The following is a 13,667-nucleotide window of genomic DNA, read 5'->3' as shown; positions in this document are numbered from 1 at the left end:
GGTGGTGGCCGCTACTAAGCTAAATAAGCGAAAGTCATTTAGTTGAATCTAGAAAAGGCTCAGGCAGAAATGCTTGAGCCTTTTTTATCCAAAACCTGCACTACACTATGATTCTCTAACCAGAGTCCCCTGATGAAAAATTATTTTCCATCGATCGTTGTTAAATTTCCAGATGGAACTTCGCAGCGAATGAACAGGCTGTTCGCCAGATAGATGTCTGACTATATGATAGGTTACTAAAATAACCCCTGTTGCCAAAACTAAGGTTTTGAATTCTGTTATCGATCTTTGAGTCACGGGTGCAATGGGTTCATTTTGCAAGCTATCGATAATTTGCTGTTTATTAAAAACACGCCCTGAGCTTCCGAACTCAATGAACTCGTCAGCAAGTAAGTCCATAACATCCTTAGCTGACTTTCGTACATCCGCTTGAAGCAAACGTTCCTCCAACTCACGGAGAAGCGATTCCTCTAAGTAGTCTGCTTTCATCTACTTGCTGGAGTTGATTATCCCTTTGATAAGACGGCTTGCAACTGGCCAATACAACGAGGTTAGGGAGTTCCAAATAAAAAAATATCCCAAATTTTCTTGTGGGATGGGCATCTTGCCCGTCCCACAAAATGGATAATTTATTTCTTGGAAAGCCCTTAGTTGATTAATAATGAGTTGCTGACTTGCGATGATGCACAGCTGTAACACCATCTTGATTTAGCACTTTGCCATTCTCAACAGTTGCATAAACCAGCCAATGGTCGCCAGATTCCATCCGATTTTGTACGGAACATTCCAGATATGCTAAGGCATCAGTAAGTATGGGAGAACCGTTTTCAGCAACTTCTGCGGCGATATCGGCAAATCTATCTTGTCCTGGGCCGAAGGGTTTGAGGAAGTGCTTCATTAATCCCAAATGATTCCCTTCTTTAAGGATATTGAGGACAAATTTGTTTCCTGTATGGGTCAGTGTTTCTACTGCCCGCTCTTTAGCGACAGCTATGGTTAAACCAGGCGGACTAAAGCTAGCTTGAGATACCCAAGAAGCTAACATGGCACTGGAGCGATCGCCTTCTTTTGCTGTCAGAACGCACAAAGAACCAACAATCCGACCAACTGCTTGTTCTACAGTAGTAGCAGGTTGACTTGGCGCTCGTACTTTTCTAGCTTTTTTCAATGCTTGGGCAAAGTCAGTTCCAGCTTCTTCACACAATTGTAAGGTGGCATCGTCGGGTTTGAATTTGACGCGGATGGTATCAAAACCAAAGCGATAGCCAGCATCTTTTAATTTACCCTCAATTAAATCAACCGCTTCCCCACTCCAGCCAAAGGAACCAAAAACACCAGCAAGTTTATTGTTCGTTGCGGTGGATAACACAATTCCTAAAGCTGTTTGCACCGGTGTAGGTGCATGACCGCCGAGTGTTGGAGAACCCATGATGAAACCACCGGCTTTTTCCACAGCCGCCCGGATTTCTTCTGGTTCGGTAAATTCGCAGTTAATGGATTCTACAGCAACGCCAGCTTTGGTGATCCCACGAGCGATCGCTTGGGCTAATGTGGCTGTATTTCCATAAGCTGATGCATAAATTAACGCCACTGTCAAATCAGCAGATGTTTGCTGTTGACTCCATTCTCGATAAGCTTTGGTCAATTCAATTAAGCCATAGCGCACCAAAGGCCCGTGTCCAGTGGCATACATTCTCACGGGAAAATCGGCTAGTTTATCCAACGCTGTTTCTACTTGACGGGCGTGGGGAGCCATGAGGCAATCAAAATAATAGCGCCGATCTTCGTTATATACTTCCCAGCCTTCATCAAATACCTGATCTCCGCAAACGTGCGCCCCAAATAACTTATCTGTGTACAGAACTTCTGTTTGCGGATCGTAGGTGCAAAGTTGATCTGCATAGCGGGGATTAGGGGTGGGAATAAATTGTAAATTATGCCCGTTACCCAAATCTAGGGTTTCTTCACCCCGCATGACAAGAATTTTCAAATCTGGATTTTCCAGCGCACTACGTAAATTTATTGCGCCTGGATTAGAACAGACAAAGGTGATTTGCGGAGCAATTTCTAATAAAGCTTTTAAAGTTGTAGCGCGGTTAGGATTTATATGTCCCAAAATTACATAATCTAAGTCTTCCAGATGGAAACGCTGCTGTAAGGCTTCTAAATAAATTTCCGTAAACGTTTCCCCTGGAGGGTCAATGATGGCAGTTTTATCGCTTTCGATTAAATAAGAATTAGCAGTTGTACCCTTGGCAAGAGCATATTCAATTTCAAATCTGAGCCTTGACCAACTGCGCGATCGCAGTATTCTTGTATCTGTAGCTATTGGATAAACTTGAACATCGCGGGGTTTATTTGTTGACATAGCTTTATTGGGGATTGGGTACTGGTGATTGGGGATTGGGGATTGGGGATTGGGTATTTAGAAAACTCTTCCCCAGTTCCTAGTCCCTAGTACCTAGTCCCTAGTCCCCAGTCCCTAGTCCCCAGTCCCCAATCCCTAATAGTGATTTCCAACTTTGCGGTGATGCACAGCAGTTAAAGCATCGGGTTTAGAAACTCGTCCGGCGTAGACGGTGCTATATACTGCCCAATGGTCGCCGCAATCCATTCTACTGACGACTTCGCACTCCATATAGGCGAGAGCATCGTTGAGGATGGGGGCACCATTTTCAGCTGACTGGGTTCTCACTCCTTGAAAGCGATCGGCACCAGGGGCGAATCGTTTCAAAAAGTGCTTCATAAGTGGTTGGAAATTGCCTTCTTCTAAGATGTTAAGAACAAAGCGATCGCCTACTTGCATGAGTGATTCAATTGCCCGATCTTTGGCGACTGCAATGGAAAATCCCAAGGGTTTGAAGCTGGATTGAGCAACCCACGAGGCTAACATAGCACTGGATACATCACCTTTTTTGGCAGTAATAATATACAGTCCGCCGCTAAGTCTACCAAGGGCTTTATCTAAGTCAGCACCAAGGGATTTCATCGCTTTGATGCTGCGATCGCGTGTTACCCATTGAGCTAAGTCTGTACCTGCTTCTTCACACAACTTGTAGGTATTTTCTGTAGGCGCTTCTTTAATCCGAATGGCTGGAAAAACTGTTGTCAAACCCAAATTGCGGAATTTACTCACCAAAGGATCTATCGGCTCATCATCGCCACCGCCACTTTCAAACACGCCGATAGCTTGCTTTTCTTTGGCAGATCCTAAAACTGTGCTGAGTGCAGATTGGATACTCGCAGCCCCAGCAGCCGGAGGTAGACCAACAATTAGTCCAGCACATCGGCTTACTAGTTCCCGTAGTTCTTGTAAATCGACTTCAGAACCCAAATCGACAATTTCCACGGCGACACCAGTTTTAGCGATACCGTTGGCAATTGCTTGGGCGAGGCGATCGCTATATCCGTATTCGGAAACGTAAAATATGCCAATCACTGTCTCTGGTTTGGTTTGCGTTTGGCTCCAACTGCGGTAACGTCCAACTAATTCCTCAACATTGTGAGACAATAATGGCCCGTGTCCTGTGGCAATCATACTGATGGTTTTCAGTTCTGCCATGCGTTTAAGGGCAGACAAAACTGACCGAGCATTCGGCCCCATCAAGCAATCGTAGTAGTAATGAAAGTCTTCTTCGATCGCTGCTAAGTCTTCGTCAAAGGTGCTATCTGAGCAATAGTGCAACCCAAAAGCGTCGCAGGTGTAGAGAGTTTTAGTTTTGTGGTCGAAGCTGAAAATGGTATCCGGCCAATGTAAATTTGGGGCAATCACAAATTCAAATTCATGACCATTGCCCAAATCTAAGCGATCGCCATTTTTCACAATCCGCCGCTTAAATGGCTGATGTACGAAATCCTCAAGAAACTGAATCGCCACTTTAGAACCGACAACAGTAATTTCTGGAGCCATTTGCAGCAAATCTTTAACTAAACCGCTATGGTCTGGCTCGGTATGGCTGATAATTAAATAATCAATATCTGTTGGCTTGATTAGTCCAGTGAGCGTATCAAAGTATAGTTGACGAAACTTTTCGTGAGAGGTATCAACTAAGGCTGTCTGCTCTCCACGGATGAGAAACGAGTTATAAGTAGTACCGTTTTGCAAACCAAACTCAATATCGAAGCGATCGCGATCCCAGTCCAAAGAGCGAATAGCCGTCGTCTCTTGACCGATTTCCACAGTCTGTATGGTGAGCCGTTTTTCAGTTTTTTCGGTGAGCGCTACCATAACTCCCTCCTTGACACAATGAGTATTTGTTCCTCTATGTTTATTGTTACACGGCTTGAATGTTAATTTTTATTAAAAAACCTATAACTGACTTAAAAAAGTTAAAAGTGTGAAACCGCAGAGGCACAAAAAGGAAATTTGGCTAGCGTTGGAAATTGGTAATTCTCGGTTGCATTGGGCGTTGTTTCTAGGCGAGACGCTTTACTCAGTGTGGGATACTGATTATCTTCTTGAGTCTGTTATACAACAGTTGGCTGAATGTCAAACTCTGAATGATTTACTAGAGAACATTTTTCCAGAAGGTGAATCTCTCACAACTACTCTGCCCCTTTGCCCTCTTTTCGTCGCCTCCGTAGTTCCCAATCAAACTGCTATTTGGCAAACTTACCCAAATACTCATCTTATTACATTAGACCAAGTACCACTAAAAGGTGTTTATCCCACACTAGGAATTGACCGCGCTTTAGCTTTGTGGGGTGCAGGCAAAATGTGGGGTTTTCCCATGTTGGTAATTGATGCTGGAACAGCGCTAACTTTTACAGCTGCGGATGCTAATGAGTGTCTAGTTGGAGGGGCAATTTTGCCGGGATTAGGTTTACAATTTGCAAGTTTGGGTCAACAAACAGGACAATTACCATTAGTGGAAATGCAAAATTTTCCATCTTTACCACCACGTTTTGCTCTCAATACGAAAGAAGCTATTCAAAGTGGAGTAGTTTATACAATATTAGCTGGAATTAAAGATTTTATTGAAGCATGGATGCAATTATTCCCTGATGGAAAAATTGCAATTAAAGGCGGCGATCGCACTTTAATATTAAACTATCTGCAAGCCTTGTATCCTGAAATTGCAGCACATTTAATTGTGGAACCAAATTTAATTTTTTGGGGAATGCGGGAAATAGTAATGGAGAATAAAAAATAGGAATCCGAATTTTACGGACAAGAGACAAGCCAAAGCTCAGATAACATAAAATTAAAAGAGAAGTTTAACCCTAAATAAGCTATGCCCAATTCCCTTTAATAAACTCCTGAATCTCAAGCGCCACGACCCCAGCACAAGATTCTGGTAAGTCGTTTCCGGCATGTGAAATCATTTTCAAATCAACTTTCGGCATCAGTTGAGTATAAACCCGGCTCTTGGCTAAAGCATTTGGTGTATCTTGCCCACCTTGTAAAATCAAAACCGGCACATCTATCATGTAAAGCCGCTTTTGCACTAATTCTGCATCAATTTCTACTTGTCGGCGTTTGAAAAGTAACTGGCAACCTATAGGATACGGCAATAACGACTGACGCAGCTGCAAATCCTGGGCAATTTTTTCATGCCAACCCAGCATCTTAGTTAAAGGAATTAGCGATCGCAACAATTTAACTATTAGTGGTGGATAATTCAATAATCGCCGCATTTTCCGACAATACTCTTCAAGTCCAGCTATCTCTACACCCTCTGGTGCAACCAGCACCAAACCAGCAACTTTCTCTGGATACTTTAAAGCATAGCTAGCGGCAATCCAACCCCCAAGAGAATGCCCTACTAAATATACTTTTTCTAGTTTGACAGCTTGTAAAAATTCTGCCAAACACTCCACTTGTAAATCTATCGAATGATGGATATTTGGATTCTCTGACTCACCAAACCCTAACAAATCAGGTGCGAAGCAATGAAAATCTTGTGCAATGGACTCCATCACAGACAACCATTGACTGCTTTCATTCCAAGCACCATGTAAAAAAATTATAGGAGTTTTTTCACCGACTTCACGCCAAAATATTAGCCCTTGAGAGAGCTTTATCCGGGAGTTACGGAATAGTGTATCCATTTTAATTTAGATTAGTCATTTGTCATTGGTTATTGGTCATTTGTCATTTGTCATTTGTCATTTGTCATTTGTCATTGGTCATTAGTCATTAGTTTTAGACAAATTATAAACAGAGAAGTCTGAGTCATTCGCGTAACATCTTGTTGGCGCAACCTCTCGTAGAGAAGAGAGGCTTCCTTAGATCGGAACTTTGGCGGCAAATGACAAATGACAAAGAACTAATGACAAATAACTAATGACAAAATATTATTATGCCAATGTTGTCAAGCCATTCAAGTAGTCTTGCAACTGCCGAGTATGGTCATGAGACATCTGTCCTGAAGGTAACAAATTGGGAGAGAAAGCTTGGATTTCCATGACTTCTAAAGTATCCTGAATTTCCATTGTCCCATGTACCTCGGCTTCAACCACAATACAAATTGAGTGGATTCTGGGATCGCGGTCTGGTGCGGAGTAAACTCCTACCAAACGGTTTATTTTCAGCAATTCTAGCCCGGTTTCCTCCACCAATTCCCGGCGGACTGTGTTGGGAATATCTTCTCCCCAATCCACGATGCCTCCAGGCAATGCCCAAAGACCATCATCACGCCGTCGGATCAGTACTATTCGACCATCGGGTAAAATTGGGATGATACTAGTGCCAGTAATGGGATGACGAAATATAATACCCAATACTGTTTGTCCAATACGCCATAAGCTACGTGTGGACTGGACTGCTGCCGGAAAAAAAGCAATAACGTTCAATCTTCAAAATTTATATGTTGTATTCTATATTTCTCTACCACTTACATCAACTCAACTCATAAAATTTTCGTTGAGTTTTGTTTTATACAAAAATGTTTGTGGTTGGAGATTTTATTCTGACGATTTACGTAGAATATTATTAATCTTAACATCAAGTTTCAAGAGAAGCACTGTATTTATATATACATGATATTTGTTAAATAAAAAAACTTTTCAGTTTATAAATAACATTAGCCTTGCTCAAACTAGCTATCATTAATATTTTTTCATGAAACTTTCAAAAATTAATCTGAATCAGTAAGTCTAAATTCTGAATTCTGAAGAGGTAATTAAGCTGCACTTGAAATTGCCACCAAATTCTTGATAATTAAGCTTAATATACAAAAATCCTTTACAAAAACTGCGATCGCCCAAACAATCTCTATGAAAAATCTAGCTCTACTATCTGCCATAGTCCTCACCATCACATCTGGATTAGTTTTCGGTACAATGGAAGCGGCCTCTGCTTTAACTTGGAAGTGGAATTATTCTGGTACTGGTATAGAGGCAATTGGTAATTTTACCACTAATAACACTCCTAACGATTTGGGTTTTTATCAGATTTTGGAAATTACTGGTACACGAAATGGTGAAACAATTACTGGCCTCCAACCTGTAGAGACTCCAATTCCAGGAAACGAACCTTTTGATGTTGACAATTTAATTAGTCTTAATACTCAGCAGTTAACGCGTGATGGTTTTGGGTATTCTACATCAGGGGGAAACTATTCTAGTCCGCTTTTCGCTAGTTTCTTACCAACACCAAGTTATTTAGAAGTTTTTTCTGCGCCACCACTGACACCAGGTTCTGAAAATTTTGGCATCGAAGATAGTGAGTTACCTATTAGTTTTTCTGCAACCATAATCACCCCTTAACACGCCTCTATCCCTACCTTATTTGCCCTCGCTACTCTTTAAGCCATCTAAAATTAACTGAGAATAAGCTTGAAAAATTTTCCTCAAACCATCAACAAAATGCATTATTGCCCGAATAGGGAAAAACGGTAAATTTTTCTTGTATGTACTCTAGTTTGCGTTGAATGATGGAGGTGAAAGCAAGCTACTCGGTTAAGGTCTAGGGAATAAAGTAGCAACGTCTAGCTGGTGGGGACTATTTAAAATTTTTATTGACAAAGTAAGGTCAAATGCGGTAGACTAGTATACTGTTTAAAGTGTATTGATTGCTGCACTAGGCTACAAGTATATCAATAATATTGGTAGCTAATATTGCCTACGTGATGCCTAGTTGCTACTCTTTTGTTGTTTATTTAATGAGGTGAACATGGCCAAGCGCCGTAACCCGAAAAAAGAAAAGGCGCTACGGAACCAGGCGTATGCCAGAAAGTTTCGTAAACGAACTACGACAGGAAGAATGCAAAGAAGGTTCCAACAAAGACCACCGAAGAGTGAAGAAGAAGAAGGCGCAGCAACAGCAGCTGACACTGACTAAGCTCTCTGCTTAAAGCCTTTTTATTTAGATTATTTATGTTTTAGGGCGTACATTTGTACGCCTTTATTTATTTTTGGGAATTGGGAATTGGGAATTGGGAATTGGGTTATTCTCATTCTCTCCCTCATCTCCTTCATCTCCCCGATCTCCCTCATCTTCCCCATGCCCCTAATCCCCACTCCCTCTATCGATCTATTTGAGCGCGGGCGGCGATGAGTGCTTTGCTAACCTGTACAAAGCCAGTACCACCGTAACTGTTGCGGGCTGCTACAACTTGACGAGGGGATATCGCCTCATAAATATCTGCTGCAAATGCCGGATGTAGTTGCTGCCACTCTGACAATTTCAAATCTTTTAAGAGTTTACCTGCGGCAATACTAGTTTTTACCACCTTACCTACAAGGTTGTAAGCTTCCCGGAAAGGAACGCCCCGTGCTGCTAGATAATCTGCTACATCGGTAGCGTTGGAAAAATCTTCGGTTACAGCTTCTGCTAAACGCTGGGTACGAAATTCTAAACCCTCCCTGAGCAAAATCGTCATTGCCTCTAGAGAAGCTTTGACTGTCTTAACGCTATCAAATAGACATTCTTTGTCTTCTTGCAGGTCTTTGTTATATGCCAAGGGTAGACCCTTCATAATGACTAACATCGCCTGGAGATGACCAAATACACGCCCTGTTTTTCCTCGCACCAATTCTGGTACATCGGGGTTTTTCTTTTGGGGCATGATGCTGGAACCTGTGGCACAGCTATCTTTAAGGGTGACAAAACGGAATTCTTCAGATGACCAAAGAATGACTTCTTCTGCAAGGCGGCTGAGGTGAACCATAATCAAGCTAGCAGCACACAAGAATTCGATCGCAAAATCGCGATCGCTCACTCCATCAAGGCTGTTAGCATAAATATCGTCAAAATCTAAAAGTTTGGCTGTGTAGTGGCGATCGATAGGGAATGTAGTTCCCGCCAAAGCGCCGCACCCCAAAGGTGAGATATTGACGCGGCGAGAAACATCTCCTAAACGTTCCCAGTCGCGTTGCGCCATTTGAAAGTATGCCAACAGGTGATGAGCTAAACTTACTGGTTGGGCGCGTTGTAGGTGTGTATAGCCTGGGATCAAGGTTTCAACGTGTTTTTCGGCTATATCCAGTAAAACCCCTTGGAATTCTCGCAATTCGCTTTTGATTTGCTGGATTTGATCGCGGAGGTAGAGTCTAGTATCAGTACCAACTTGGTCATTCCGCGATCGCGCCGTATGCAGTTTTTTACCCACATCGCCGACAATTTCTGTCAGTCGTTTTTCAACTGCAAAATGTACATCTTCAGCATCGACACCAGGCTGAAATTTCCCCTGGTGGTACTCTTGGCGAATTTGTTCTAAACCTGTAACTAGTTGCTCACCTTCCTCTGAGGAGATAATGCCCGTGTGAGCTAGCATTTTGGCATGAGCTTGAGAACCAGTCAGATCGTATTCTATTAATTCAATATCAAAACCTATACTGGCATTAAAACGAGCGATCGCTGGATGCAATGCTGATTCAAACCTCTGGCTCCAAGTTTGTTCTTTGGTCATAAATCTCAAGGGATTGGGCATCAATTTTGGATTTTAGATTAGGGACTTCCAAATAAAAAAATACTCCACTACTTCTTGTGGGGTGGGCATCTTGCCCGCCTTTGTATATGGGCGCTCATGTTGCCCACCCCACAAGATTGGGTAATTTATTTGTTGGAAGTCCCTTAATGATTAATCTAAAATCCAAAATCTAAAATTACTTTAACCGTAGCTAGTTAAATTCCGAATCATATAGCCAATGATTACACCAATCAACAATGCCCACACTTGACCTGTCTGTATAAAGTGGCTCCAAGCTTTTTGCATCTGATCCATAACGTTTGGATCGGTAATTGTTTGTGCTAATGCCGTCAATTTTACAGGCAAGTGCCAATATAACTGAGATATAAAATCGCTGTAATGGCTCATATTTGGTGATTAAGAGGTTGGCGTGGTAAATTTCAGGATCGGTTTATTTTTCAGAAAAATTACTGATAATATCCTGAAATCTTGGGTATAACTTTAAATGTCTTAACTCAAGATTCAGCCGATGCCAACCGCAATTTCTCGGCAGTTCGCAAAATTTGCCCCGCCAGTACTGCTGCGCCAAAACCATTATCGATATTTACTACGCCTACTCCCGCAGCACAAGAGTTGAGCATTGTCAATAAAGGTGCTAATCCACCAAAACTTGCGCCATAACCGATGCTGGTGGGTACGGCAATTACAGGACAACTCGCTAAACCCGCAACAACGCTGGGTAAAGCGCCTTCCATCCCCGCCACGACAATTAACACCGATGCTGACTCAATCAGGTGGCGATTACTTAATAAACGGTGAATCCCCGCAACACCAACATCCCAGAGACGCTGTACCCGAAAACCAGAAAGTTCAGCAGTGACAGCCGCTTCTTCAGCAACGGGTAAATCGGCAGTACCAGCAGAAAGAATGGCAATTTCACCCTGGAATTGTGGTTCGATGATAGGGGGAGCGATCGCACAAATTCGCGCCGAATCGTAATATCGCAAGCCGCTAACTTTGGATTGCAGTGCGGCATAAACCGCTGGTTCAATGCGAGTTGCCATCACCACCGGGTTACGAAGGCGCATCACCTCCATAATTTGAGCAATTTGTTCTGGAGTTTTACCAGGCCCCCAAATCACCTCTGGGAAACCAGTTCTTAGTTGGCGATGATGGTCGATTTTGGCAAATTCACCTACAGATTCATAAGTTAAGTCTTTGAGTGAGTCTAAAGCCGTATCTGGCGTAACTTTACCATTGGCAACCGCAACGAGTAGCGATCGCAAAGTTTTTTCATCGGTCATTGGTTTTTATCCTTTGTCATTTGTCCTTTGTCATTTGTGAATAACCAATGCCCCATTCCCCATTCCCAATTCCTAATCAGTTACTTTCAGTTCGTAAAGATTCCAGAATGGCCCACCAAGAGCAGTATATTGAATTCCTTGGAAGCGATCGCGCACAGCTTGCAGATTCAACCTCTCCACTAAATGAATAAACGGCAACTGTTCTGAGGCGATGCGCTGATATTCGTAATAAATTTCCTTGCGCTTATTTTCATCTAATACCTGTGCGCCTTTAATATAAAGGCTGTCAATTTGCTTTTCCCAATCGGAAACTTCCCAGCCAGTTATAGGTGGATCTCCCGGTTGTGGCCCCAAATTAAATGCGTGGGATGCACCAGCAATCCTCCAGATATTGCTAGCACCCTGGGGTTCAATACCACCTCCAGCAAATCCTCCCAGGTAACAATCCCAATTCTGCGTAACTTTAAGTTTTTCTAGATAAGAATTGAAGCTGAGAATTTGCAAATCTACTTGAATCCCAATATTAGCGAGATCCCGTCTGATTTGAGAGGCCATATCTCCTCTAACTTTTCTTTCCGAATTCGTTAAAATTGTAAACCTGACTCGGTTGCTATCAGCATCTACAAGCTGATTTTGGGCATTATATTTGAACCCAGCTTGTAACAGTAATTTCTTCGATTTCTCTGGTTCGTAATTATATACCTTTAACCCTTTTTCTGGTGGAAGGAAGTAGGGACTCTTGACGTAAACAAATGAATTTTGTAGTTCACCCAATCCTCGATAAGCATTTGTTTTCATCGTTTCTCGGTCAAGTGCATAAGCGATAGCCTGCCTAAATTCCTTTTTATTAAACCAGCTAGATTTAATTGGGTCTACGAAAGGTTTACCCTGAGAATTCTTAGCTTTACTAAGATTGAAAGCAATAAAACTCGTACTTGTATCTGGCCCGCCGTTATAAATTTTAAACTTTGCCCGTTTTTCCTCTCGCTTCAGCAAACTAAAACCTTCAGGAGGAACTTCTAAATCATCCAACTGTTTAGAGCGAAAACTAATCAACTGGTTTTCAGTAGATTCAATAATTTGCCAAACAATACGTTCAATATAAGGTTGAGGATTACCCTGAGCATCTTTGCGCCAGTAATATGGATTACGCCTAAATATAACTCGCTGACTGGAAACATAACTTTCCATAACATAAGGCCCATTGCCAACAATTTGTTTAGGGTCAGTGCCTGTTCCCCATGTTGAAAGAAACTTAGAATTTCCATCAGATCCAATTGTGCGAACTGCTTCCTGTAGAGCGTGGGCTGGCATAATTGGTATGCCAGCTACATATCTTAAAAAAGGAGCAAAAGGTTCCAATATGCTAAATTCAACTCGACGAGCATCGATTTTTTTCACCTTCGGTAAAGTGCCCTTGTCACCAATTTTTAGAGCATCTTTGGTAGAAGTGGGAATTTTAGGATTCAGGTAGATTTCGTTATAAGTAAAGACAATATCATCAGTAGTCATTGGCTTTCCATCTGACCACTTAATTCCTTCTCGGAGGGTGATTACAATCCGTTGACCATCATCAGAAACTTGCCAAGATTCTGCTAAACCAGGCTCTAATTTTGTGGTTATAGGATTTTCATTAATTAATGAGTCATAGATAAATCCAAAAACGCTATATGCTGACTCATTTAGAGCATAGTTAAAAGTTGAGGGTTCGCTCAAAACTGCGGTGACAACTTGCGGAACTTGAGCGGCTGCAATTTTGAAGTTAGAGGGGTTACAGGCGGTAAGTGTAAGTGCTGTTGCTGAAGTTAGAATTATTGGCAACCAAAAACGTTTAATTGCCAGAAATATTTTGCTAAAAAATTTCATAATTTCAAATCTATTTCCATCCTAATCAGTCTTCAATATCTTTATGAGAGGCTAAAAGAAAAGTCATTCGGAAGCAACTAGCAAGACAACAGCATAAGCACATATCCCTTCTTCACGTCCCACTGGGCCTAGTTTTTCGTTGGTGGTAGCTTTGATGCCAATTTGATTTGGTTCTACTTCTAAAATTGCCGCTAGTTTGTCGCGCATATTGTTAATATGCGGCTTTAATTTTGGACGTTCTGCTACTACCACCGAGTCAATATTTCCTATCTCCCAGCCGCGATCGCAAATTAGTTGATGTACTTGAGTTAATAGTACTAAACTATCTGCCCCCGCCCATTTAGGATCGCTAGGCGGAAAGTAATGACCAATATCCCCCAAGGATAATGCCCCAAGCATGGCATCCATAATCGCGTGCGTTAGCACATCAGCATCACTGTGTCCTAATAAACCCAGTTCATGAGGAATTTTAATTCCACCTAAAATCAAAGCGCGATCGCTCACCAGTTGGTGAATATCGTAGCCGTTACCAATACGAATTTTTGTCATTTGTCATTTGTCATTTGTCATTTGTCATTTGTCATTTGTCATTGGTCATTTTTCAGGAGTTAGAAATGATTATTCTTTGCTTGCTCCCCCTGCT

At 42.0% G+C, this 13,667-nt stretch carries 13 protein-coding genes; 3 read left to right on the top strand and 10 right to left on the bottom strand.

What is annotated here, in order from left to right:
• Nucleotides 1–105: 105 nt before the first annotated feature.
• From CDG77_RS30425 to CDG77_RS30415, 3 genes are all read right to left on the bottom strand, one after another.
• Nucleotides 106–489, bottom strand: coding sequence for a nuclear transport factor 2 family protein (locus CDG77_RS30425; protein WP_094332969.1), 384 nt, complete (start codon nucleotides 487–489; stop codon nucleotides 106–108).
• Between the two features lie 166 nt (nucleotides 490–655).
• The gene (locus CDG77_RS30420; RefSeq protein WP_094332968.1) at nucleotides 656–2,368 is read right to left on the bottom strand and encodes a diflavin flavoprotein; all 1,713 of its coding nucleotides are present in this window, start codon (nucleotides 2,366–2,368) and stop codon (nucleotides 656–658) included.
• A gap of 135 nt (nucleotides 2,369–2,503) precedes the next feature.
• Nucleotides 2,504–4,228: a diflavin flavoprotein gene (locus tag CDG77_RS30415; protein ID WP_094332967.1), complete on the bottom strand. Its 1,725-nt coding sequence runs from the start codon at nucleotides 4,226–4,228 to the stop codon at nucleotides 2,504–2,506.
• Nucleotides 4,229–4,337: 109 nt separating this feature from the next.
• Here CDG77_RS30415 and CDG77_RS30410 point away from each other — a divergent pair, with 109 nt between their 5' ends.
• Complete coding sequence (locus tag CDG77_RS30410; RefSeq protein ID WP_094332966.1) at nucleotides 4,338–5,153, top strand: pantothenate kinase; 816 nt, start codon at nucleotides 4,338–4,340, stop codon at nucleotides 5,151–5,153.
• Nucleotides 5,154–5,232: 79 nt separating this feature from the next.
• Here CDG77_RS30410 and CDG77_RS30405 read toward each other — a convergent pair whose 3' ends face one another.
• Nucleotides 5,233–6,051 (bottom strand): alpha/beta fold hydrolase, encoded by an 819-nt coding sequence (locus CDG77_RS30405; RefSeq protein ID WP_094332965.1) that lies wholly within the window; start codon nucleotides 6,049–6,051, stop codon nucleotides 5,233–5,235.
• A gap of 249 nt (nucleotides 6,052–6,300) precedes the next feature.
• A complete protein-coding gene (locus CDG77_RS30400; protein ID WP_094332964.1) occupies nucleotides 6,301–6,795 on the bottom strand; it encodes an NUDIX hydrolase in 495 nt (164 codons plus the stop codon).
• 423 nt (nucleotides 6,796–7,218) lie between these two features.
• Between CDG77_RS30400 and CDG77_RS30395 the strand changes: the two genes are divergently transcribed.
• Entirely contained in the window at nucleotides 7,219–7,710 is a 492-nt protein-coding gene (locus tag CDG77_RS30395) for a PEP-CTERM sorting domain-containing protein (protein WP_223270057.1), read from the top strand.
• 406 nt (nucleotides 7,711–8,116) lie between these two features.
• Nucleotides 8,117–8,284 carry a hypothetical protein gene (locus CDG77_RS37000; protein WP_012412073.1) on the top strand — a complete coding sequence of 56 codons (168 nt, stop codon included), beginning with the start codon at nucleotides 8,117–8,119 and terminating at the stop codon, nucleotides 8,282–8,284.
• A 184-nt stretch (nucleotides 8,285–8,468) separates the two neighbouring features.
• Here the strand turns inward: CDG77_RS37000 and argH are convergent, their stop codons facing one another.
• From argH to ispF, 5 genes are all read right to left on the bottom strand, one after another.
• Complete coding sequence (gene argH, locus CDG77_RS30390) at nucleotides 8,469–9,854, bottom strand: argininosuccinate lyase (RefSeq protein ID WP_094332970.1); 1,386 nt, start codon at nucleotides 9,852–9,854, stop codon at nucleotides 8,469–8,471.
• 201 nt (nucleotides 9,855–10,055) lie between these two features.
• Nucleotides 10,056–10,262, bottom strand: a complete 207-nt coding sequence (locus CDG77_RS30385) for a hypothetical protein (protein ID WP_094332963.1) — start codon at nucleotides 10,260–10,262, stop codon at nucleotides 10,056–10,058.
• A 107-nt stretch (nucleotides 10,263–10,369) separates the two neighbouring features.
• Nucleotides 10,370–11,158 carry a nickel pincer cofactor biosynthesis protein LarB gene (gene larB, locus CDG77_RS30380; RefSeq protein ID WP_094332962.1) on the bottom strand — a complete coding sequence of 263 codons (789 nt, stop codon included), beginning with the start codon at nucleotides 11,156–11,158 and terminating at the stop codon, nucleotides 10,370–10,372.
• Between the two features lie 72 nt (nucleotides 11,159–11,230).
• Nucleotides 11,231–13,024: an ABC transporter substrate-binding protein gene (locus CDG77_RS30375; RefSeq protein WP_094332961.1), complete on the bottom strand. Its 1,794-nt coding sequence runs from the start codon at nucleotides 13,022–13,024 to the stop codon at nucleotides 11,231–11,233.
• Between the two features lie 63 nt (nucleotides 13,025–13,087).
• Entirely contained in the window at nucleotides 13,088–13,573 is a 486-nt protein-coding gene (gene ispF, locus CDG77_RS30370; RefSeq protein WP_094332960.1) for a 2-C-methyl-D-erythritol 2,4-cyclodiphosphate synthase, read from the bottom strand.
• Nucleotides 13,574–13,667 lie beyond the last annotated feature (94 nt).

This window comes from Nostoc sp. 'Peltigera membranacea cyanobiont' 213, assembly GCF_002245975.1.
GTDB lineage: Bacteria > Cyanobacteriota > Cyanobacteriia > Cyanobacteriales > Nostocaceae > Nostoc.
Note: the sequence above shows the minus strand (reverse complement) of the source record. Positions and strands in the feature narration are given on the sequence as shown.